This is a genomic window from Pseudoalteromonas sp. NC201, from assembly GCF_002850255.1.
In the GTDB taxonomy this organism is placed as follows: Bacteria; Pseudomonadota; Gammaproteobacteria; order Enterobacterales; family Alteromonadaceae; genus Pseudoalteromonas.
Genome location: NZ_CP022523.1, coordinates 399005 through 423670 on the forward strand (window position 1 = coordinate 399005; position 24666 = coordinate 423670).

Annotated in this window: 12 protein-coding genes; 7 read left to right on the forward strand and 5 right to left on the reverse strand. The window is 39.9% G+C overall.

Going from position 1 to position 24666, the window contains the following annotated elements; genetic code table 11:
- Positions 1-14: 14 nt before the first annotated feature.
- Entirely contained in the window at positions 15-3128 is a 3114-nt protein-coding gene (locus PNC201_RS19675; protein WP_102058131.1) for a glycosyl hydrolase family 18 protein, read from the reverse strand.
- Between the two features lie 404 nt (positions 3129-3532).
- Between PNC201_RS19675 and PNC201_RS19680 the strand changes: the two genes are divergently transcribed.
- On the forward strand, positions 3533-4855 hold the full coding sequence (locus tag PNC201_RS19680; protein WP_102058132.1) for an HD domain-containing phosphohydrolase: 1323 nt from the start codon (positions 3533-3535) through the stop codon (positions 4853-4855).
- Between the two features lie 267 nt (positions 4856-5122).
- Here PNC201_RS19680 and ydiJ read toward each other — a convergent pair whose 3' ends face one another.
- A complete protein-coding gene (gene ydiJ / locus PNC201_RS19685) occupies positions 5123-8161 on the reverse strand; it encodes a D-2-hydroxyglutarate dehydrogenase YdiJ (protein ID WP_102058133.1) in 3039 nt (1012 codons plus the stop codon).
- A gap of 139 nt (positions 8162-8300) precedes the next feature.
- On the opposite strand from ydiJ, the gene PNC201_RS19690 reads away from it, so the two are divergent.
- On the forward strand, positions 8301-8507 hold the full coding sequence (locus tag PNC201_RS19690) for a hypothetical protein (RefSeq protein WP_102058134.1): 207 nt from the start codon (positions 8301-8303) through the stop codon (positions 8505-8507).
- A gap of 34 nt (positions 8508-8541) precedes the next feature.
- Here the strand turns inward: PNC201_RS19690 and ppsA are convergent, their stop codons facing one another.
- Positions 8542-10917 (reverse strand): phosphoenolpyruvate synthase, encoded by a 2376-nt coding sequence (ppsA, locus tag PNC201_RS19695; protein ID WP_102058135.1) that lies wholly within the window; start codon positions 10915-10917, stop codon positions 8542-8544.
- 143 nt (positions 10918-11060) lie between these two features.
- Between ppsA and ppsR the strand changes: the two genes are divergently transcribed.
- Complete coding sequence (gene ppsR / locus PNC201_RS19700) at positions 11061-11870, forward strand: posphoenolpyruvate synthetase regulatory kinase/phosphorylase PpsR (RefSeq protein ID WP_102058614.1); 810 nt, start codon at positions 11061-11063, stop codon at positions 11868-11870.
- Between the two features lie 31 nt (positions 11871-11901).
- Here ppsR and PNC201_RS19705 read toward each other — a convergent pair whose 3' ends face one another.
- Positions 11902-13257 carry a class II 3-deoxy-7-phosphoheptulonate synthase gene (locus tag PNC201_RS19705; protein WP_010605527.1) on the reverse strand — a complete coding sequence of 452 codons (1356 nt, stop codon included), beginning with the start codon at positions 13255-13257 and terminating at the stop codon, positions 11902-11904.
- Between the two features lie 2251 nt (positions 13258-15508).
- On the opposite strand from PNC201_RS19705, the gene PNC201_RS19710 reads away from it, so the two are divergent.
- Positions 15509-16375, forward strand: a complete 867-nt coding sequence (locus tag PNC201_RS19710; RefSeq protein WP_010605528.1) for a DNA replication terminus site-binding protein — start codon at positions 15509-15511, stop codon at positions 16373-16375.
- 803 nt (positions 16376-17178) lie between these two features.
- Here PNC201_RS19710 and PNC201_RS19720 read toward each other — a convergent pair.
- Complete coding sequence (locus tag PNC201_RS19720) at positions 17179-18393, reverse strand: hypothetical protein (RefSeq protein WP_010605529.1); 1215 nt, start codon at positions 18391-18393, stop codon at positions 17179-17181.
- Between the two features lie 702 nt (positions 18394-19095).
- Between PNC201_RS19720 and PNC201_RS19730 the strand changes: the two genes are divergently transcribed.
- From PNC201_RS19730 to PNC201_RS19740, 3 genes are all read left to right on the forward strand, one after another.
- Positions 19096-20328, forward strand: coding sequence for an AAA family ATPase (locus PNC201_RS19730; RefSeq protein ID WP_102058137.1), 1233 nt, complete (start codon positions 19096-19098; stop codon positions 20326-20328).
- Between the two features lie 13 nt (positions 20329-20341).
- Positions 20342-21304 (forward strand): ParB N-terminal domain-containing protein, encoded by a 963-nt coding sequence (locus PNC201_RS19735; RefSeq protein ID WP_102058138.1) that lies wholly within the window; start codon positions 20342-20344, stop codon positions 21302-21304.
- Positions 21305-21474: 170 nt separating this feature from the next.
- Complete coding sequence (locus PNC201_RS19740) at positions 21475-24567, forward strand: DEAD/DEAH box helicase (RefSeq protein WP_102058139.1); 3093 nt, start codon at positions 21475-21477, stop codon at positions 24565-24567.
- The last annotated feature ends 99 nt before the right edge of the window (positions 24568-24666 follow it).

Here is a 24666-nt window from a genome sequence, read left to right on the forward strand (position 1 = left end):
TCCCCATTTATTATTTACAAGTTGCAAACCTTGGTATAGTCGCTGCTGACTGATGGTTGCTTATTGCTCCACCATTTCGCTTCATATACCGCGTTTCCTTCAACAATTAAATCACCTTGAGCTGCATGTGTGCCCTGTGGCAAGTTCGGGTAAACCACAATTTGACTGATAGGTGTACCTTTACAGCTAGTTACCGGATCTGTAGGCCCTGTACCAGGTGTTGCGATTGGTAGGTCGGTATATTCGCTGGTAAATGCATAGCGATTACCGTCTTTCTCAACCACAAAGTTAACAGGACCAGAAATCGGCATGTAGTACATGACTTGGGCATTGATGGTTTCGCCAGGAGCAAAAGACTTAGGCGTTCCACCCCACTCGTTCACAAGCGTGATTGAGAATCGATGGAATTCGTTTTCGAAGCCGCCAATATTATTTCCAGCAGCATTTGAGCCATTTACGTCAACTGCCATGCCAAGTTTTTCTTGCGCATTCCAGTTAGATTTGAAAATGGCCGAAGTCGCAACAGGAACATCAAATGAAATTTTCGCGCCACTCAAATCTATCGCTGAGTTATTGGTAAAGGCAAAAGTTGGTGCTATTGGATAGTTAGCATCTCCAGCTGGAAAATCTTTGGCAACAAACGTAACATCAACTGCTGAAGCTGGTTTTACGAAGGTTTTATTTCCTTGTTTAACCGAGTATGGTGTGCCACTTTGGTTAAACTTGTTGTAGGCTAAGCTTGTTAGCGATGAACCCATGAAATATTCATTCTTGCTCACATCATAATCGAAATCGCCTGCAAGCTCCCAGAACATGATACCGCCTAGTTCTTGGTTGATGACATAGTCGACTTTGGCGGCCATTGACTCTTCATCTTCTATGGATAGGAACACATTCTTAGTGGCATTCCAAAGCCAAGGAGCAACCGCTACCGAATCATAATGGCGGGCATAGGTACCGCTGATCTGATGCGCTGGGTTGTTAACTGGGTCTAGTCCATAATCACCTAGGTAACTACCTAATACGCCATTTTGAAGGTTTTTAACATGCCAAAGCGGGTTAGAACCTGCTGGTACTTCTAGGCCAACATCGTTCTTGTCATGCCATAAGTTATCTATGCCTACGGCACCATTACCGCATTTATTCTTTTCACCGCTGCCAGTTCCTGGAGGACAATCTGCCTGGTTAGGTAATGCAGCCTGCCCCCAAAGGCCATTTGTACCGCCTGTTACATCTCTAAAACCGCGAGTATAATAAGGAATACCAATGTTGATGCGTCCTGCGGAGACCGAGCCTCTGAAGTATTTGACCGCCCAATCGGTATTGAGGTAACCAATTCCTTCAAACTCTTTGGTGCCATATACATTCCATTGTTTAAGCTCTGAATCTTCGCCAGTGTCGAATAGCGATGCGTTATGACCAACGTGCTGGTTCCACGCTCCGTGTAAGTCATAAGACATGATATTGACGTAATCTAGATACTTGGTGACCTGGAATGTCTCCATACCACGTAGAAGGTAACCAGAAGATGGTGATGCAATCGTCAATAGATAGTGTGTATTGTCTTGTTGGCCAGCTTGGTCTAATGCTTCTCTTAGCTTTTTCATCAACACTTGATAAGAAGCATTCAATGCTGCTCGACGCGGGTTTGATATCGCAAAATCATCCGGGTGACCAGAGTCATTCATAGAAGATGGATATTCATAGTCGATATCGACACCATCAAAGTTGTATTTACGGATAAATTCAACTGAACTTGCTACAAACGCATCAATACCAGCGTGATTCACGCTGCCATCTGCATTGGTCGTCATCGTATAGAAGCCACCGCTGGCAACTCGCTTACCTGTTTCGTCAAAGTAGCCACCAGTTTCTGCCCAACCGCCGACTGAGATCAAGGTTTTAACATCAGGATGCTGTTTCTTAAATTTGTTCAGCAAGTTAAAGTGACCGGTATAAGGAAGAGACGGATCCATCTCTGCACCAGCAACCCCAGGCCAAGTCATGTTCGTCGCTGCATTGTTAGGAGCTGTTGGATTGCCTATTGACACCTTGTTATTGGCATCAACGTGCGCGAAAGCGTAATTGATGTGGGTGATCTTATCCCAAGGAATATCATCAACTAGATAGCTCGGTTGACCATTCTTACCCGTTCTCCAACTAGTAAAGTAACCGATGACGCGTCTAGGGTGATCAGTGCCCATTTTCTCGCGGCCATTCTCGTCGTAAATATCACAGTAGTTAGGCGATGTGTTAGGGGTCTGATATAGGCCATGTGGAACACAGTTGTTTACAACTGGTGGTGTTTCAACCACATTTGCGTTGAGTATGCTCTCTGCTGTCGCACCGGTATTGTCTTCAACAATAAGTTTTAAAGTTACGGCGCCCAGTTGCGTTGGTGTCCAAGTATGCTGAGCTGGTGCTGTTGCACTTTCAAATGCGACTTGGTCGTTAATAAGCAGTGTTAGTTTTGCTATTGAGCCGTCGGGATCTGAACCATCAAGAACGATGTCTACAGGCTGATTAATAACCAGATTATTACCTCCGCCTAACGAAAGGTTTGCTGTAGGTAACTGATTTCCAGCCGTATTAACGATGATATTTGTTGTTAACGTGTTGGACTCTGCTTGCTTGTCATCTGTCGCAACTACTGAAATTGCGTGTGTTCCAGCGGTTGCTGACCAGTTAAATGAAAAATTATCACCTGTCGCTGTGGTATCAATACCAACTGACGTGCCATCTACAAAAAACTCTACCTGCGCTACTTGGCCATCACTATCTGTTGCATTTACAGAAATGGCAACGCTGTCATTTTCTTTAAAAGCGCTGCCATCAGCTGGCAGTAAGCTCTGTACTGTGGGTGGTGTGTTTGTGACAACGCTGTCACAGTCCCCCAATTTTTTCCAATCATCCCACTGACCCGAATGGGTAACCGGATCAGCCTGAGTCCACCATTTCGCTTCAAAAGCTTGTTGCGATTTTTGTACTTGAGCACCACCATTGTATGCCGAATTTTGTGACCATTCAGGTAAGCCATCACAATTATAAGCATATGAGTTAGCGCAGAAAATGGCTCCGAGGATCGAAGCCATTTGCGATAATTTAAGGGTCTTTACATGTTGTTTCATAGTTTGGTTCTCCAACCATTTATTGTATTTGGTTAACAATAACAACATAAACCTAACACATAAATTCAATATGGCAACAACATTTTTCTCTAGCTGATGACGTTAACGTAAGCGTAAATTGGAGCTTGCTTTTCATCAAAATGTAACACTAAACAATTGATTAATATGCTTAGTTTTAGTTTGTGGATACATATAAATAAAACTGTAATTATTTAATATTAAGCGATAGTTGCTAGCCACATCTCTAAATTTATTACAGTTACCAGTTTGTTTCTTATGCATATATTAAAAAGTTATTAATCAGGTTTAAGGGTAATATTAGACTTAAGGCGTATTTTAACGGTTTCTTGTCGTGGCTTCCTTTTTGAACTAAGTTTAAATTAATTCATTTAGGAGATTGAACTTTGGAATTTGCTGAGCTATCAACGACTTCAAATGAAGCGATACGAGTGCTTTGTCTCGATGATGAGACGAATGTGATACGGTCATTAAATCGCTTATTTCGTCAAAATGGAATACACGCAGAGCTCTGTAGTGATCCACAGTCGGCCTTGGCGCTTGTCCGAGACTCCTCCTTTGAAGTTGTTATTAGTGATATGCGGATGCCTGAAATGGATGGCGCCACATTTTTGCATGAAGTAAAGCGTATTTGCCCAGATACACAACGGATATTACTCACAGGATACTCTGATCTTGCTTCAACAATTAAAGCCATTAATGAAAGTGGGATCCATGCATATATTCAAAAGCCTTGGGATAACGATATACTCGTACATACTGTGAGAGAATGTTCAGAGAAATACAGGTTAAAAAGCGTCAATAAGAGACTAAATGAAGAGATAGTACAAAAAAATGCGCAACTCACAGAGTTAAATGAAAACCTTGAAGGACTTGTACAAAAACGCACTGTGCAGATCCGCAAAGTGTTAAGTCAACTAGAGCAAGCTAATCAAAAAGAACGTAAAGAACATCGGGCTACCGTCGAGTTACTTTATAATTTTCTGAATGCAAATCCATTTATCGATGGTAAAAAAGCGAAGAGCATAGCCAAATTATGTAAAATTATAGCTAAGAAACTAGAACTCTCTAGTGAATTAGCTGAAACGGCTATGATGTCAGGGTATTTAGCAGAAGTAGGTTTACTTGCTATGGACCCAGAAATTTATAAATCGCCACCCAGAAAACTAAGCGAAGCCCAAAAGAAAATTTATTATACGCATCCTTCCATTGCACAGCTTATGTTGATGCCAGCGCAGCACTTATCTGACGTATCCGAGGCGATTTATCATCAGTTTGAAAAATTTAATGGCCAAGGGATCCCAAAAGGTCTTAAAGGTAAAGAAATTCCTTTAGGCTCACAGATACTTGCAGTCGCCCGAGATTATTATGACAATTTATACTGCGCTAACGGTTCTGATAAAGAGAAAGCCGATTTAGCGTTAGATCTTATCCGAACCTATAGAGGGAATTTCTACTCCCCAGAAGTCGTTGATATTTTAGAGACAGCAGTGAGTAACAACGAGCTAGGCCAAGAGCAAGTCGGTTCGGTTGATATATTGACAACTGAAAAACTCAAGCCAGGCATGACATTAGGTTTAGCGCTTCACAGTAATCAAGGTATTTTATTGCTACCAAAAGGTCATACCTTTTCTGATAAGTCGATAGATAAACTTAAACAGCTGGAAACACAACGGCCAATCCCCTTTCGAATTATGGTCAAGCGATAATAATAGCTTACCGACTTATCGGCGACGGCACTATCGAATACTCGTTTGCTGGTGTTGTGTAGATGATAGTAAATATAGCTTTTAAGCCTTTAATTGGATCAATGTTATTGAGCGGTCAAATTATACTGGCTCGAGAATAACTGACTTGTATTCGCGCAACACACCACAAGGAACACATCATACTATAAAGTCAATTAGCTTAGTTTATCTTCAGCTAAAACTATTAATAAAAAAAGCCCAGCAAACTGGGCTCGTTCAACTACTAAACTAATCTAGTAGTTTATTAAGTGCTTGAAGCGGGTGTTTTGGTTTTTCTCCACTAAAGCGTTTAACCTGACACCGACAAGAGAAGCCAGTCACTAATATTTCATCTTGAGCTGCGTTATCAATATGATGCTGCCATGAGGATTCGTAGAGCGCTTTTGAGTTTTCTTGATTTTGCGCTTCGTGGCCATAAGTTCCCGCCATGCCACAACATCCTGTATTAACCGCTTCTAAATTAGAGTTCAACTTATTAAAAATACCTTGCCAAACATTTTTAGATTCAGGCATCGCTGTTGTTTCTGTACAGTGACTTATCAATGTAAATTTTGATGGACTGATTGTCGCAGCCGTTGGGATATCGACTGTTGCAAGCCATTCATGTGCTAATTGTACCTTAAAGTCTCCCCTGCTCTCTTTGAGAATATCATTATATTCATCGCGATAGCACATCACCAAAGAGGCATCGAGCCCAACTAAAGGTCTGTTATACTCACTGACAGTATTTAAAAACTCTGCGGCAGTCTTCGCGGTCGATTTAAATTCCTTTAAAAAGCCTTTAACGTGTTGTGGCTTACCGTTCGGTTTGAATGGTAACACGAGCGGATAAAACCCAAGCTTTGATATAACTTGCACAAAGTCCGATACTAGTTCTGCTTCATAGAAACTAGTAAACGGGTCTTGAACAACAAATACCACGCTTTGTTGTTCTTCATCGCTTAACATTTCAAAACTGTGTTCTGAATAAAAGTGTTTGCTTGAAACTAATTTGCTAAGTTGCACCTTACTTAGCGATGGGGAGTCAATATACCCAATCAGCCGTTCAACAAAAAAGTTGGATATGCGATTACTTTGTAGAGCGTTAACTAAATTTGGAAACTTAGCCATGGTAGGCAGTGCTCGCTCAATATTCGCAACTAAGTAGTCTTTAAATGGACGATTGTAACGGCTGTAGTAAAAGTTTAAAAACTTAGCTCGAAACGTAGGAACATCCACTTTTATTGGGCAAGCCGTTGTGCATGCTTTACAGGCTAAACATTCATCCATTGATGCTTTAACTTCATGGGAAAAGTCATATTCGTTTTTCTTTCGGGTATTGAGAAAGCGCTCCCACCAAGTAGTATCATTTTCATGATTGATTAATTGCTTTTCTGCAGCAATCAAATCTACTCCTTTATTGTTTTGGAGTCTTAACCACTCTTTAAATAACCCAGCGCGTCCTTTTGGAGAGTTTCTACGATCTTTGGTTACCTTGTACGATGGACACATTGGTGAGTTGTCATCATAGTTAAAGCAAAGTCCGTTACCATTACAATTGATTGGCGCTTCGTAGTTTACTTTTACTTCAGTTGGTATTGTACGGTCAAACCAAGCTCTTTTCTGTGCATCGACTGACACTAATTGATCGCTTGAATCCAGTGGTGTACAAATTTTTCCAGGATTTAGGCGATTGTTTTTATCAAACAAACTTTTAATTTTACGAAGTTCATTAAATAGTTGCTCACCGAAAAACTCTGGTCCATATTCACTTCGGTAACCTTTTCCATGCTCACCCCACATTAGTCCTCGGTATTTTGCAGTTAACGCTACTACTTTATCGGAGATCACACGTAGTAATTTTTCCTGTTCGGGGTCGCACATATCAAGCGCAGGGCGCACGTGTAAAACACCGGCGTCAACATGACCAAACATGCCATAATCTAATTGGTAGCTATCAAGCAACTCTCTAAACTCAATGATAAAATCAGCAAGATTTTCAGGTGGAACGGCTGTATCTTCAGCAAAAGCAAGTGGCTTTTTATTACCCTTTGCGTTACCCAACAAGCCAACTGATTTTTTACGCATCGCATAGATCTTAAGGATATCCGCTTTATCATTAGTAAGTTGATAACCAATAACCCCCGCTTCTTTGTTCGCAATAAGCTGATCTAATCGTTGACATAAACTATCGACTTTAGACGAAATTTCATCTTCGGATTCACCATTAAACTCAACCATGTTAAGACCTTGCATCTCAACACCTTGTACATCTTGAATTAAGTCCGATACTGAATGCCAAATGATGTCCTCTTTGGCAAGACCTAGAACTTTACTATCTACAGTTTCGACCGATGTAGCATTAGCGGAAACCAAGAAAGGGCTGTTTCTAAGCGCTGATTCAAATGAGTCATATTTGATATTGATTAGGGTTTTATATGGCTGAATTGGCGTTAAATTAAGTTTTGCTTCGGTTACAACACCAAGCGAACCTTCAGAACCCGTAATAATTCGAGACAAATCAAAAGTAGTTAGTGAATCGTCGAATACATTTTCGAGGTCATAACCGGTTAAAAAGCGGTTTAGTCTTGGAAATTTTTCAAGTATAAGTGCTCGATTGTTTCGACAGATCTCGATGACATTCGCATAAATGTGAGAAGTCTTTGAGTTTTGCTCAGCTAGTAGCTCCGCTTTATCGATCGCTAACTTCGAGGTATTTAACTCTGTTCCATCCACTAAAAAGGTTTTAAGCCCAAGAACATGATCGCTTGTTTTGCCATAAACGAGTGAACCTTGGCCCGACGCATCAGTATTTACCATACCACCTATTGTTGCTCGGTTACTGGTGGAGAGATCTGGCGAAAAGAAATAGCCGTAAGGTCTTAGAAAGTCATTAAGCTGATCTTTGATCACACCCGACTGAACTCGAACCCAGCCTTCTTGTTCATTGATCTCAAGAATTTCTCTCATGTGTCTCGATAGATCAATCACAATACCGGGTGTAAGTGATTGACCATTCGTACCAGTTCCCCCGCCTCTAGGGCCAAAAGTGAGAGACAAAAATGGGTCTTGTTGGGCGATTTCAAGTGCAAGTTGTACGTCTCGATTTGTTCTAGGAAATAATACTGCTTGAGGGATTTCCTGATAGATACTATTGTCGGTTGACGTAACAAGACGAGTTGCATAACTCGTATCAATGTCCCCACTAAAACCTGCATCAGTTAGTTTACTTTGATAGAGGTTGATAAGTTCGTTTGCAGAATCCTGCTGACTAATATTTGCGATCATGACGGTATATTTTACTTGCTTTGAATTAATTGTATCACGAAGGATTAATGATCAACTTGAGAATTTTATGGTTTGTTACAATTGGAAATAGTTTATTTCACCACACACCTTATACTCATATTGTATAGGAGGAAATAACATGAAAATTATTTACGACCTTGCTGGTATTGTGTTTTGTATTCTAGCATTGATCTTCTTTGTTGTGCCCGGTCCATCGGTTATCTTTTTACTTGCGGCCTTGGTGTGTTTCTCGATGAATCATGAAGGCGCAAAGAAGCACCTAAAAAATATGCAGCGTCTGTTTAAGCTTGGCTGCGAAAAGTTAGATAGGACATTTCAGAAATGAAATAGCCCCAATGTGTTGCATTGGGGCCATTAAATTATTTGGTAAACTTTTCAGCTAGATAAAGCCAAGTTTCAAGTACTGTATCTGGGTTAAGTGAAACCGAGTCAATCCCCTCTTCAACTAACCAAGCAGCAAAATCTTCATGATCCGATGGACCTTGACCACAAATACCTACATATTTGCCTTTCGCTTTAGCAGTTTGAATTGCCATTGAAAGTAGTTTCTTGATAGCTGGGTTTCGCTCATCAAACAGATGCGCAATCAGACCAGAATCGCGGTCCAGACCAAGTGTTAACTGGGTAAGGTCATTTGAACCTATCGAGAAGCCGTCGAAATATTCTAAAAACTCTTCGGCAAGCAGGCAGTTTGATGGAAGTTCACACATCATAATGACTTTTAGACCGTTCTCGCCACGTTTTAGACCATGAGCTTCAAGAATTTCAATAACTTGAGCTGCTTCTTCTAGGGTACGAACGAATGGGATCATGATTTCAACGTTGGTTAAATCCATCTCGTTGCGAACACGTTTAATGGCTTCACACTCTAATGCAAAGCACTCTCTAAAGTCTTCAGAAATGTAACGAGATGCGCCGCGGAAACCAATCATTGGGTTTTCTTCTTCGGGCTCATACTGCTGACCGCCAACCAAGTTTGCATACTCATTTGACTTAAAGTCAGACATACGAACGATTACACGCTCTGGAGCAAATGCCGCACCTAGCGTTGAAATACCTTCAACTAACTTGCTGATATAGAACTCTACTGGTGATTCATATCCTGCGATTAGCTCTTTAATTTCAGCCTGTAGCTCTGCATCTTGCTTATCAAAATGAAGTAGTGCTTTAGGGTGAATACCAATCATACGGTTGATGATAAATTCAAGACGCGCAAGACCGATACCTGCATGTGGTAACTTCGCAAAATCAAACGCGCGATCTGGGTTACCTACGTTCATCATTATCTTCATCGGAATAGCTGGCATTGCATCGATGCGAGAAGAAATAACATCGAATTCAAGTTCACCTTTGTAGATATAACCTGTGTCGCCTTCAGCACATGAAACTGTTACCGTGTCGCCATTGGTGATCAAATCGGTTGCATTACCACATCCAACCACTGCTGGGATCCCCAGCTCACGTGCAATGATTGCAGCGTGACAAGTACGTCCACCACGATTCGTTACGATAGCAGAGGCACGCTTCATGATAGGTTCCCAATCAGGATCCGTCATATCAGTAACAAGTACATCGCCTTGCTTTACCGAGTCCATTTGATCAATTGAAGACAAGACTTTAACTACGCCTGAGCCAATCTTATGACCGATTGCACGACCTTCAACAATAACTTCAGACTTTGATTTTAGCTGGAAGCGTTCCATTACGTTCGCATCTTCATTTGAACGGACGGTTTCTGGACGAGCTTGAACGATATAAAGCTTGCCGTCGTTACCATCTTTTGCCCATTCGATATCCATTGGACGACCGTAGTGCTTTTCGATAATAACAGCCTGTTTTGCTAATTCTTCTACTTCTGCGTCTGTAATCGAGAATTGGTTAGATAGTGCTGAGTCTACATCAACAATCTCAACTTGCTTGCCGTGAGACTCATCACTTGAGTAGATCATTTGGATTGCTTTTGAGCCAATATTTCTCTTAAGAACAGCAGGCTTTGCTTTTGCAAGCGTTTGCTTATGAACATAAAATTCATCTGGGTTTACTGCGCCCTGAACTACCATCTCGCCCAAACCATAGCTAGAAGTAACGAAGACAACGTCTTCGAAGCCTGATTCGGTATCGATTGAGAACATAACACCAGACGACGCTTTGTCTGAACGCACCATACGCTGAATACCAGCAGAAAGCGCCACGCCTCTGTGATCATAGCCTTGGTGTACACGATAAGAAATTGCACGGTCATTGAATAGCGAAGCAAAAACATGCTTGATAGCGACCATTACGGCATCAATGCCACGAACATTTAGGAAAGTTTCTTGTTGGCCAGCGAAGGAGGCGTCTGGCATATCTTCTGCTGTTGCTGATGAACGAACAGCAAAGGAGACATCTTGGCTTGCGTCACCGTGTAACTGGCTATACGCCTCACGGATTGCTTTATCTAATTCTGGTTGGAATGGTGTATCGATAACCCATTGTCTAATCTGGGCGCCGACTTTGGCTAATTCGTTGACATCGTCAACATCGAGAGTATCTAGGATTGAGTGGATTTTTTCGTTGAGGCCTGATTGCTCAAGAAATTCATTAAACGCATCGGCTGTTGTTGCGAATCCACCAGGTACTTGTACACCAGCGTTAGCAAGGTTAGATATCATTTCACCTAGAGAAGCGTTTTTACCACCAACTCGAGGTACATCTTGCATACCCAACTCTTGATACCAGAGAACGTAGTCTTGCACGGAACTGTCTCCAAAACAAATTGTATTAAATGTGAGAGATTAATTGACCTTTCCACTTGGTCAAGGGCATTCTACAACGGTAAGGCAGTCTTCGTAAACCGCGATGGCTTATTTTCAACAATTTCTGAATGAATAATAGCAAAATGAGAACAGCATTCTATATTTCCGATGGTACCGCTATCACCTCTGAAGTGTTTGGTCACGCAACGCTTTCAATGTTCCCTGTAGAATTTAATCACCAAACGATACCATTTGTAGAAACAGTAAAAAAAGCACATGAAATCAAAATATTAATAGACTCGGTTGCTGAGAATTCAGGTGAAAAACCATTGGTGTTTTTTACATTCGTTAATCCAGAATTGTCCGATATTATTTTATCGTCGCAAGGGGTTTGTTACGACTTTTTATCTTATGCGAGCGAAATAGTAAAAAGAGAGCTAAAAGTTCAGCCGGTGCCAAAAATGCACCGCACGCATAGCATTCACGAATCTTCTTATGATTTTAGAATAGATGCAGTTAACTACGCACTTGCAAATGATGACGGCGCAAATATTAAAGATTATGACGAAGCAGACATCATATTGGTAGGTGTCAGCCGCAGCGGTAAAACGCCGACAAGCTTATATTTAGCATTACAATATGGGATAAAAGCCGCGAATTATCCGATGACAGAGGATGATTTAGAAAGTGGAAGACTGCCTAAATGTCTAGATAAATACAAAGGTAAGCTCTTTGGCTTAACCATAGATCCCGAAAGACTAGCCGCAATAAGGCAAGAGAGAATGGCAAACTCCAAGTACGCATCAATCAGACAATGCCGTATCGAAGTCAAAGAAGTAGAGATGCTATTTAAAAAGAATAGAACGCCTTACTTAAACAGTACACGTTATTCCGTTGAGGAAATATCAGCAAAGATTATTTCTGAAACTGGGTTAAAGCGCCATAAATACTAAAAAGGCCGCAATGCGGCCCTTTGTTTGTTGTTTATACTGTTTTACGAGCGTCTTTTAGTAGATCAGCAACTAAAAATCCTAGCTCTAAAACTTGGTCTGCGTTTAGACGCGGATCACACTGGGTGCGGTAACGCTGAGATAAGTCTTCGTCTGATAGACCGTAGGCACCACCAACACACTCAGTGACGTGCTGCCCTGTCATTTCTAAATGCACACCACCAGGATAGCTCCCCTCAGCTTTATGCACTGCGAAGAACTGACTGATTTCTCTCAAGATATTGTTAAAACTACGTGTCTTATATCCAGTCGTCGCTTTTTCTGTGTTTCCGTGCATCGGATCCGAAGTCCAAATAACTTTGCGGCCTTCTTCTTGAATTCTACGAACTAATTTAGGCAGTTTTTCCGGCAGCACATCTGCACCCATGCGTGTGATAAGTGTTAGACGACCAGGAATATTATCAGGGTTAAGCGCATCGACAAGTTTAATTAACTCATCTTCTTGCATCCCTGGGCCAACCTTTACGCCAATAGGGTTTTTAATACCACGGAAAAATTCGATATGAGCGTGATCTAGCTGACGCGTACGTTCACCAATCCAAACAAAGTGAGCAGAACAATCGTACCAGTCCCCCGATAAGTGGTCTCGTCTAGTTAACGCTTCTTCATAACCTAACAATAGCGCTTCGTGTGAGGTATAAAGCGGAGTTTCCTTCAGGCTTGGTGCTACTGTTGAATCAATGCCACAAACTTCCATAAACTCAAGTGCTTCTTGAATACGCTCTGCGAGTTGTTGAAATTTATCTTTTAACGGATTTGCAGCTACGAAACTCATATTCCAGCGATTTACCTGATGCAGATCTGCAAGACCACCCTGCGCAAATGCGCGAAGTAGGTTAAGTGTTGCTGCAGACTGATGATACGCTTTCATCAACCTATCAGGATCTGGGATACGCGCTTCTTCCGTAAACTCAAAACTATTAACGATATCACCACGGTATGAAGGTAAAGAAACACCATCAATAGTCTCAAAATCTGAAGAACGTGGCTTAGCATACTGCCCTGCCATTCGAGCGATTTTGACTACCGGGCATTTACCACCATATGTTAATACGACAGCCATTTGCAAAAGCGTCTTGAACGTATCACGAATATTAGCGGCACTAAAATCTGAAAACGATTCTGCGCAATCACCACCTTGCAATATAAAAGCTTTACCTTCGCAAACATCTGCAAGGCTTTTATACAAGCTTCGCGTCTCTTCTGCAAAAACGAGCGGCGGTGCTGAATTTAGTTCTTTTTCAACTGATTTTAACTTCTCTGAATTTGGGTATTCAGGTTGCTGCAAGATAGGTTTATCTCTCCAGCTATTTGGGCTCCAATTAGCCATTGTATTTTCCTCATTCCAATATGTGTTACCACCATTGAACAGTACCCCAAGCCCCCTTATTCATCAAGGAAAAACTTTAGTTTGTTTTTAACGAAGAACACATCATACATCTTTAGCTTTTAATAACCTGATACTTTAGCTAAACTGTTCTAGAACTTAATCAAGATATTAGACTTCTTAAGATATGGTGGTTTTTAATACATCTTTCCAGCTAGCAAAAAAGCAGACCTAAAGTTGGCGACTATCAGACTTGGAAGATCTGATCTTTAAATCGCTATAATGAGTATCATCACCCATTTTGAGTGAATTGAAGACCTTGGAACCTATACCAGTATCAAACATAATCTTGTCGAAGTCTTGTTTTTCACTTTGAGTGCCTTGATTAGAAGTCAATTCAAGAATTTGTGATCAAGCAGGACCCCACCTACCTCTTCAGAAAATCATCTTACAGAGCATTTATATACAAAGATGACACACTGACTTTAGCCTATTATTATGTTAAATTGATGTTTATTTAAGTTCAGACTAGTAATTGCTGTAGTGACTCGTCGTATTTTATGAGTAGGAAGGAAGCAAGAAAAAATGAGTCTATAGTGATTGCTATGAGTACTAATCACATGTGCTATATAGTATTTGGAAGTATTAACACGTATAGGTACTTCCAACAGCTAACTCCTCCAATGAGAACTCAATGCTGAAAAATTGGGGAGATTTCTCTTCAGTGATCTGGGTTATTAAAATAAATTTTCCTGATTAAGCTATCTTATTGAAACGGCGAGAACGCCGAACAATCTATCACTAGATAAAAATAAAACTCTACTGTCAAAAAGGTGATATTGATTACGTAGTACTACTGAGTTTACTCTTGCCCCTCATTCTTTTCTTGATATCTAACACAACGACTTTTATTCTTACAGTATCAAGGGGTAGTCACTTTGCCTAATATAATTGGGCATAAGGTTACTCGCTTAATAGCTATTTTCATTTCCAAAACTCTCGCTAGTTTCTGGCCAGTTAGTTTCAGAGATATTTTTCCATGAACAGTTAGCTAATCTAGCTTGACTCGTTCGCAAACAAGCTGTTCAGACGCTTGAAAAGATCTCTGTCTACTTTGCTCTTTGACGATCAGACCATGAATTCAGGTGTAAAAACTATATGATATTTAAATAATAAAAGCACAGGAGACGTGTCTTCTATCTACTCGTTTTTTCCGTTATTTTAACTTCGCTACAAATCGAGTACGGCATTGACATTAGTATTTATTCCGGTGAAGTTTGAATAATAGTAAGCAATCACTGAAGTAGCTGGTTTAGTTATTATAAAGTTAGTACTAGCATTGCAACTCCGAACTGTACATGTGCATGTGCATGTGCATGTGCATGTAGCAAAAGAAACTTGTGCTATAACCGTCTTCGTGTTTTAGTCAGGTACGACTACAAAAGTGCGGATGTTACTCGAAGATTCATAGCCAAGAAAAAGAAGTGGTACGATTGTTCTCTTTGAAAGTGCAAAATTAAACTCAGTGTTCTACTCTACAATTTAGCCAATCCCTTTAAAGGATCCCAAATGATGCTTATTGCAAAGTGAGTACACACTTACTAACCATCTATCACCTTCCCTTTTCGGCCTAACTAGAATTTATTGAACCTTCATGCCTACGGAAAAGTGCTCGGTCGAAACAAGGTAAGTGAACACTTACTATTGTTTTTCAACACTAAAATCTTGAACCAGAAGAAGACTCTGTCAGTATCAAAAGTTGACTTTAATTTATAAAAAAGAGTATTATCGCGAGGATAAAGGAACACATCATACAAAGTGAGATAAAACAATTTCAACTCTACAAAACTAATTAGCAATTTCATCAAGACGACATAGAATCACTTTTCCTATTTTAAAATTCACTAGCAGATATTTTATTTCTCTAAAACCTAGACGCTCCAAATAAAAGCTTAATAAGTGAAGATAAATATGAGCTAACAGAATATTTCTGATATAATTTACATATATCTCAGGGAACACATCATACTTACAATATCAATAAAAGTATGCATCATCACAAAATACCCACAGCTAATTGATCAAATAACTAAGTTCTCAACAACGATCGACTAAAACGATACTTAGCTTAATTTAGCAAACGGCAAGTGATATGGTTAGTTTTTGTTCCATTAGATACTCATAATAAAATCGCTTAGCGAGATTTCATTATTTTTGATATAATTCGAGAGAGATAACAAGAACACATCATACAATGAATAAATTTAATATACGTTCAACTTTCGATATTCTTAATGAACACATTAACCAGCTATGCCATGAACTGACAGAAGCCGATATAAAAAAGGCAACATTTTATGAACTGCCTGATATCAAAAAACAAGATGAAGAAACCGCTCCAACAAATATAACTGTTAAAAAAATAGAAGGTGAAAAAGCACTCTCTAAATGTTTAGATGCTTATCGCGACCTCTACTTAAACGACCGAGAAAGCGGAAAGTTGTTGCAAAGGTTTCCTGGTCTTTTGTTAGTTAATGACCCTAAAGAAGTTATCAACTCTAGGGTGAATGCAGTGAATCTTGCCAAAGAAAATTTTAAAAATGCTATTCTGGAAATTTCTAACAATGATGCCAGATTCGAAGCTGTTCATAGTGCAGTTCCTAACTTAATGACTTTGGCTGCCTATCGAAAAATACATAGCGAATCCGAAGCTCCCTATTCCGTTCGATTTACCTGGATGAAAAAACATGCAACCAGAGTTTTGAGTAAAGAACTTGCTATGGAGATGTTGAATCGCTCTTCACTATATTCAAATCCGAGGATGATAGATCAGGAAAAGTGGCAACAGCTAGTAGAACAAGAAAAATATAGAGTTTCTAGTCTATCAGAAAATGCAAAGCTCAGAATTAGAAGGCCAACCAGAGTAACACCTGAGGTGAATGTGAGATATACAGCTCAAAATCGCTATCATGTAAGTGCCGCACTTCCATTTATACTCTTTAACCCGCATCCAGACACTAAACTTGGAGAGTTAAGTCATTTTACACAAAAAGATGATCATCCAAGAAAGCGAGAGTACAACTTTCTAGTCGATAGAATTTATTTAGAAAGATTTGAGTAATAGTAAGGTATAATTCATACGGAATCTAACGATAGCACGCAATTTAACATAATCTTGTTGAGTTAGTATAGTCCATACAAGTGCTAACTGACTTGTCCTCATTATAGTATGATGTGTTCTATCCATTTTAAAACTTATACCAATTAGCTTAATTAAGTGATCTCTTCTGAGGCGAAGAAAATCTTGTCGATAACACCATTACCGCATCCAGCTATCGCCAAGTTACATCCATATAGGCAAGGCGAAAATTTTTGCTATTTAGTTGTTCTAAATGAGAAATTTTTAACGCAGTTAGCATCAGATTTGCTCCTTCAAATTGAACAAGTATCAAGGCTAATTGGTATTATAAGACTATGATGAAATCGTTATCTTCACAGATTAAGTACTAAATTTCTTCAGGTTAAATTTTGATTTATCATTAAATTTTAAGCTCTGAAATAGCTTATCGACCACGGACTCTTATCTAGAAATCACTAATAAATCATCTACTGTTGGATAACAAATTTTTTCTATTTGATTGTTCTAAATAGGAAGATTTGAATTATTGATATACTTCTCCCCTCTTCCAAGGATTAGAGAATTAATTTGATCCGCTGATGTAGTTTCAAGATTTATTTATGTCAGTATTTTCCACCACAGAAAATTTTTAAGAAGGCTTTTAGCTCTTTAGACTGCATCGTTTTTAAGAATTAGGTAGTAATATATTTCGGTCAGAAGTACCTTCAGTAGCAATAGAAATCAGCTTTGATGCTAAAGTTCTTTGTCTTGGCTAGAAATACTATTCTAGCCAAGACAAAGAAATTTTATTTTTTAACGATTTCTTCTAATGTATCTTCATCAATTACTTCAACATTTTCAACGATCCGTTTTCCGCCTTGAATTTCGATACGTTTATGGTGTTTATTGAGAGCCAATATTTCATCACAGAACTGAGCTGATGGGTGCATTTCGTACACATAATCAACGATTTTCCCGGACTTTTCATCCTTAACATTTGAAATATTGTATTCGGATATCGCCCCTTTCTCGATCAAATCTTTCATTGTTGTGGTCATATCACGACGAAGTGCCTTCAATTTATTCTCTGTTATTTCATCATCAGAATAAATTGAACCATACTTTTCCATAATTGAAATTAGGCGAAAATGATAAGTTTTACCTGGAGCTGCGTAACGCCATAGATGATACAAACGTAGCATCATCCAACGAGACAAACCGCGTTTTAACTCTTGAGCACTGTTGAAATAATAGCCTTTATACTCCAAGTTATCGATCATGTTATGAACAAATGCATTTAAACATGCAACACATTTGATGTTCCCACCCTGCCCTTTTTTACCACTAAAGTGTAGCGACGACAGAAAGTTCATGTTTGATTCGTAAAATGAATCATCAATACTTGGGTTTTTAGTATCTGTAGCCGTATATTTGAACGAAAGTTTAGAACCTTGAAGAGCTTCCAAAGATTCCTTAATTTGCGGATAAGGCATTGATTGACCAACAGCTTTTAATTCTTGAGCAAGCTCGTTCATCGAAAAAATAACCGCGTATTGAATACCGGACTTAAAATTTATTTTAACAATCTTACCTTTAGAAGCTAGGCGGATCAGTGCGCGCTCAACTTTTTCTTCTCGGTCAGATGGCCAAACTAAAAACTCTTCGTCATCACCATCTCTTTTAGTACTAACAACAGCAGGGGTAATTTTTATCTCACCTTCGTATAGAATACCATCTACTTTTTCTGATATTTTTCTCGTTACGATTGTTTTTTTGGGCGCTTCTTCTAATGGTAATTTTTTATGTCCAGAACGAACAAAGCGTCCCCATAAATCGTAATGATTAAAGGTGTTAGAATAAGCTCTTAACCCATGGGCTGCATTTTCTAAAGATACTCGAACATCTTTATTGTCCGTAAACAACGCCAAACTTTCGTTATCGATTGCACTTTCTACACCATGGATCTGTCCACGAAGTGAATCGGGCAAATTGTCAACAGAGATGTTCACCTTCCGGCTCATTGTTTTACTTCCAAATTTTCATGACGTCTAATAACAACATATTCGACAGAAAAAGTTAATGATTAAAGTTAGTAAAAAAGTGATCCGAAGTAACTTTTTTTGTTGGGATCATTGTTTTACTAAGTATGGCTCATTTTCAGATCAAGTTTTTACTAACAAAGGTAAAATGAACGCTGAAAAACCTTTGTTTAAGGCATATTTAGCGGATTTACAACGGCAAATCCGACGCCCTTGTGGAAAACTAGGTCCTTAATTAGTAAAGATCTGATCTATGCTAGGTAGAGATCAGATCTATACATACCTTAAAGCACTTGATCTTATATCACCTGTGCATAACTGTTTGATCTTACTTGGTAAAAAATCGATCCCAACCACCACAACTGTGAGTAATTCTGTGTATAAGCTGTTTATATATAACTTTTTGAAATAGTAGTTAGTAAAATTTCGATCTGGGAGTTATAAGAGATCAGATCTTAACCTAGTAAAAAGTAGATCTATGAAAATTAAAAAAAGTCATGTAAAACAGTTGGATAGAATATAATTTCTTTGCCTTAGCCTTTAATACCTATATATCTAACCATATCTAAACTTTCTTATTTATACTTAGATGTAAATCAAAATTACAAATGTCTTTGTTTTTTTGTGTTTACAGCAAAATATATGGACATTATAATAATCGTTATCAAATAAAGGATAATGTGTATGTCTATAAATAACAATGCGCTATCAACGTACCGGCTGTTGAAAGCTACAGCAGAAGTAGCAGAACAATCACTTGCTGGTCGTATTCAACATTATAGAGCTCATCTTAAAACTGAAGAAAAAGAGCTTAGAACTTACACTCAAAAAGCTGCTGCAGATCTACTTGGTGTGAATAATAGAACACTCAAAAGACGTCATGACCAAGGTGACTTTGATACCATCAATATAAAGAAAGGCGCAAACGGTCATTATGCATACACATTAGCAAATATCTTTGCGATGGCAGATGTTCTGGGTGTAAATGCTGATCAACGAAAGCCTAGCGATAAATTACAAGTCATTGTGATTAATAGTTTGAAAGGCGGTTGTGGTAAAACAACAAGTTTGGTGAATATCGCAGCAGCTCTAGCTACAACTAATATTAAGCGCTATCGCATCGGGATCATTGATCTTGATCCGCAAGGATCATCATCAAGCTTTTTTCCATCTAATGATCATGAACCGATCACAGTTGGTGATCTGATGAGAGATTGCATCGAATTAGATGAAGGTGAAACATGGAAAGATCTTGTCTCTAATTCATTCCAAGAAACCCACATTCCAAATATTCGCGTATTACCTTCTGGTATGGATGACTTTTACTTTGAACACGAAACAGCAACAGAGTTAAAAGAAAGTTCCAGCTACGAAAAGACACGTCATTACCATAAGCTTAAAGAGAAGGTTATAGAGCCCGTACAAGACGAGTTTGATATTATCCTAGTAGATACCGCGCCTTCACTTAATTTTATGTTCTATAACGCATTGATGGCGTCTACGGCTATGTTAATACCTGTACATCCAGAGGCCGTAGACTTCGACGCTAATAATAAATATCTGAAACGTCTTGGTGAGATATACCATACCGTTGCTGCTCTTGGTCACGAAGGCTGGGACTTTATGCAATTTTTAGTCACTAACTATGTTAAAGGCAATCATTCTCAGCGCGATATCGTTAAAGATGTACGTAGTGCTTTTGGCCGTCAAGTAATGAGTTATCCAATCAATCACAGCTCTGCAATTACGGCGAGCTCTTCATCGTTTAACACTATTTTTGATCAAAAGACTTCTGATAGTTTAGCAAGTCGCGAAGCATTGCTAAAAGCGCAAGAAAATATCAAAGACGTGGTTGATGAATTAGAAATGCTGATCCGTTCAAATTGGCCTTCAACACAGTCTTCGCTAGCAGAATAAAAGGGTATTAATAATGGCTAGAAAACGTAAAAATGACACTCGAATAGATCCTTTTGCTACTGCGGTTGAAGGCAGTAGCCTCGACGATCTTTTAGATCAGGCGAAAGTAGGTGATGTGGTTACTATGCCTGCGCCAAGCGATCCGACAAAAACCATAGTACTGACCTGTGAAGTGGTACCGTTTAGCGAAATTGAGAGTAAAACCACAGTTTATGGGCAGAATCGCCGTGAGCAATCCCTATTAAGCGAAAAAGCGGTCGCAGATATATTACCTGCCATTAAAAAAGATAAACGTAATCTCCACCCTGCCCTATGTTGGCAGCACAATGGCAAACTTCACGTTTTATCGGGTTCTAGACGCCGTAAAGCCTGTATGCTGGCCGAAGCGGATTATGTGGTGTTGAGCTCGAAAGACTTTAGTGATGAAGATGCAAAAACATTAGCGGTATCTTCCGATCAATACATCGCCCCGAGCCTTTGGGAATTGGGTAAAGCCTATTTTGATACTAAGCATAACTTGATCAAACAAGGCCAAAAAGGATCGTATCGAGAAATCGCTGCCGTGGAAGGTGTTTCTCACACAGCTATCGCAGACGCGTTGAAAGCTTATGAAAGTATTCCGGTCGAAGTATTGCAGTTGTATCCAACGGCAAATCATTTAGGCCGTGAAGCAGCTAAAAAGCTCATCACAGCAAAACAAGAACAGCCTGAGCAGTTTTCAGAGCAAATTGCCGCACTAAAAGCGCAAGACTTTATGACAGAAGAGATGTCGGACGAGAAACGTGCTGTTCAGATCACTAAATTCTTGACCACATTCGGAAGTAGCGATTCACGTGTCGAATCCATGCTAGAGAACGACTACATTCGAGTACAGAGAAATCTAAAGAGTGGTGATGTTACCGTGAAAATAGATAATCGAGTATTGACTGATAAGCGTCTGGAACAATTGCAAAAGCTGCTAAGTAGTTATAATTAAGGTTCGTTCAAAAATTGCCGCGTTGGTTGAATTATCAAGCAACTCGGCGCTTTTTCTAGTCAGTTGACCTCCAACCAGTCCTTTTTTAGCGAATTTCTTACATTTCTCTCTTTAGCTCAAATCACTAATTTCATATACTGGCTTTTTATTTTAATTTTGACGTGCACTTAATGTCTTCGCAGTTATCTAAAGAGCAACTTTTCGCCTTATTTGAAGAAATCAAACAGGAGCAGGCTAATCAATTTCCTTTGTCTGAACGTTTTCTTCGTCAATACTTCAATTCAGCTTTACTTGCGAAAGCTAAGGAGTATTTGAAAGACGAGCAAGTCTGTTACCTTCAACACAGCGAAAACTTCGCGCAAATTGATGCACAGGTATTGGGAAATTACGGCAATACCTTCACCCAGCACATCAAAATAAACCAAACGCAAAGTAGCGTTTCGGTCGAAGCAAACTGCTCGTGTTCAAATAACCCTAAATGTCGGCACATTGCTGCGGTATTACTCAAACTTAAAATTGAACATTCTGGCGGCTTTGGTGAGGCTTATTTAGTTAATGACTGGTTTAACGAACTAGGGCAGTTGCAGCAAGTTGATAAAGCAGACGCAGAAAACGTCTTACTCTTCGTGTTAGAGCCTCGAGCAAACGAAATCCTTGTAAGTCCAAAGGTCTCGCCAAATAGGCCCGACGGTGTTTACCCCTTAGGCCGAGTGTTAACTGAGCAACAGCTCAATAGTCAGGTCGCTCCAGCTGGTCTATTAGAAAACGATTTTCGCTTATTTAGCTGGATCCGCTCGCAAAATACACCGGGTCATTTTGAGTTATTTGGCGTCTGGGGCTTTAATGCACTCACACAACTTGTGCATACCCATCGCTGTTTTTATCGTAACCAGCGCCAACCTTTGGAGCTAGGGCATAAGCAAACGCTTGATTTTTACTGGCATCAAGAAGGCAATGAATACCAACTTAAAAGCCGTCTAGCGAATGTTGAACACTGGCGCTTGATTAAAACCGAACCTCCGGTGTATCTAGATACTGAAAACTTGGTCGTTGGCAGAATTGAGTCAGAGCTTACCGCGCAGGAAATCGCCCATCTTCATACTATGCCTACCATCACGGCTGAAAAGCTAGAGCAGGTGATGGCGCGTTTCCAAGATATCTTTACGGATGATGTCATTGCGCCTCCTGCTGGGTTTTCGCAGTTAGCGAGTAAGCAATCTAATGTTGCTAAGCTTATAAAACTAGATAGGCCAAATAAAATTCGCTTTGCAATTGAGCCGCTTGGAAAAGGCGCGACGAAAAAGCAATTAGCAAGGCTGGAGCAGGTACTCACTGGTCTCGGCTTTATCCATGAGGGCGACGAATTTTTATTACCAACTGAGGATGGCGTTGAAGTCCATTGGTTTAACAGGGAGATCAGGCCGCTTTTGCAGGGTAAACGTTGGATTGTTGACGAGCTGCCAAGCAATGGCCTCGTTGTTACACCAAAAGTGCTGTTAAGCCTTAAGAGAGATAAGCAACATCATGTGCTTGGAAAGGTGATGTTAGATGACAAGCCCGTTACGCTCAACTGGGATAAACATCCGGTTCATGAGCTTAACAACCTCGCCCATGAATATCGCTACGTCGAAATTGGCGAGCAGTTCTATGCCATTAGCAAATCCATATTTGATGAATTGCTGGAGCTGAAATCTCGTTTTAGTTATTACCTTTCGAGCTCACAATTTAAATTTCCGTTGTCGTATGCCAAAAAGCTGTTTGAACTGACGCATATTCATGCTGACTCAGACGATCAAAAGCTACTTGAGTATCTCGCTGAGCTAGATAAACCGATAGAAAATCTTGACGTGATCCCTGCCAGCGAGGGACAGAGCTTCACCCTACGAGATTATCAAGCGCAAGGTGTTAACTGGCTTAAGTTCCTTAATCGTCACCAGTTAGGTGGCATTCTTGCCGATGATATGGGCCTTGGAAAAACGCTTCAGGTTATTGCTTACTTTATTTCTCAGCACAATACGCTAGTGACACAACCAAGTTTAATTGTCTGTCCGACGAGTTTAGTGGGGAACTGGCGTGACGAATTTAAACGTTTCGCACCGCATCTACCTCTCACTATTATTCATGGTTCCAATAGAGATGAAGCACTCACTAACTTGTCAGGTGCACGATTTATTCTAACGACGTATCCGCTACTTAAGCGCGATGTGGCGTATTATAAAGGACTAGATTTTGATTCCATCGTGTTGGATGAGGCGCAATATATTAAAAACGAAAGCGCACAAATCTCTAAATGCGTAAAGAGTCTATCCGCGCGTTTCAAACTTTGTTTAAGTGGCACACCAGTAGAGAATAATTTACTCGAACTTAAATCGCTGCTCGATTTTGTCATGCCTGATGTGTTGGGCACTAAGCAGCAGTTTAAGCAACACTTCCAGATCCCAATTGAAAAAGAACAAGATCGCCCTAGAGCTCGAGAACTCAGATCGCTGATCGCACCTTTTATTCTTCGTCGTACCAAAGCTGAGGTAGTGAAAGAGCTACCCAATAAGACAGAACTCATCAAAGAATTAGAGTTCTCTGATGAACAACATAAGCTATATCAAGGTGTTCAGCACCAAGTAGAAAGCAAATTGCTCAATCTATTTCAGGAGCAAGGCGTTGAAAGAAGCAAGCTGGCATTTCTTGATGCCTTGTTAAAGTTACGTCAGATCTGCTGTCACCCACAATTGGTTGATAAATCACTGACCGACCAACATGGCGCTAAATTTGAGTGGCTTGCACAACACCTGCCTGTGCTACTCAGTGAGGGCCGTAAGATAATTATCTTCAGCCAGTTTACCAGCGTGTTAGATCTCATTGCTGAGCAGTGTCAACAGCAACAGTTGAAATACACTATGCTGACAGGGCAGACCAGACAACGGGATAAAGCCATTGAGGCGTTTACTCAAGGCAAGTGCAATGTCTTTTTGATAAGCCTAAAAGCAGGGGGAACTGGTTTGAATTTGACTCAAGCAGATACGGTTATCCATTTCGACCCTTGGTGGAATCCTGCGGTAGAAAATCAAGCAACAGATCGCGCCTATCGTATCGGACAAGATAAGCCGGTGTTCGTGTACAAGTTGATTATGGCGAATTCTATCGAAGAGAAAGTGTTTAAGATGCAGCGCGATAAGCAAGCCCTTGTTGACGCCCTATTTGCAGACTCTGGAGTCAATCTTGGTCAGTTTGATGAGTCGCAAATGCTAGCGCTGATAAAAAATTAAAAATAATTTGGAACTAATCAACAAAGGTGAAGGTCTATGATAGTGCTTGTTGTGACATTGTTGAAACAGTAGGCATATGTTGATTTTCCCCCTTTGTTA

Bases quoted from the DNA above. Each gene is read 5' to 3' on its own strand.
- PNC201_RS19675 (WP_102058131.1), bottom strand. From the start codon at position 3,128: ATGAAACAACATGTAAAGACCCTTAAATTATCGCAAATGGCTTCGATC.
- ydiJ (WP_102058133.1), bottom strand. From the start codon at position 8,161: ATGATCGCAAATATTAGTCAGCAGGATTCTGCAAACGAACTTATCAAC.
- PNC201_RS19690 (WP_102058134.1), top strand. From the start codon at position 8,301: ATGAAAATTATTTACGACCTTGCTGGTATTGTGTTTTGTATTCTAGCA.
- ppsR (WP_102058614.1), top strand. From the start codon at position 11,061: ATGAGAACAGCATTCTATATTTCCGATGGTACCGCTATCACCTCTGAA.
- PNC201_RS19705 (WP_010605527.1), bottom strand. From the start codon at position 13,257: ATGGCTAATTGGAGCCCAAATAGCTGGAGAGATAAACCTATCTTGCAG.
- PNC201_RS19710 (WP_010605528.1), top strand. From the start codon at position 15,509: ATGAATAAATTTAATATACGTTCAACTTTCGATATTCTTAATGAACAC.
- PNC201_RS19720 (WP_010605529.1), bottom strand. From the start codon at position 18,393: ATGAGCCGGAAGGTGAACATCTCTGTTGACAATTTGCCCGATTCACTT.
- PNC201_RS19730 (WP_102058137.1), top strand. From the start codon at position 19,096: ATGTCTATAAATAACAATGCGCTATCAACGTACCGGCTGTTGAAAGCT.
- PNC201_RS19735 (WP_102058138.1), top strand. From the start codon at position 20,342: ATGGCTAGAAAACGTAAAAATGACACTCGAATAGATCCTTTTGCTACT.
- PNC201_RS19740 (WP_102058139.1), top strand. From the start codon at position 21,475: ATGTCTTCGCAGTTATCTAAAGAGCAACTTTTCGCCTTATTTGAAGAA.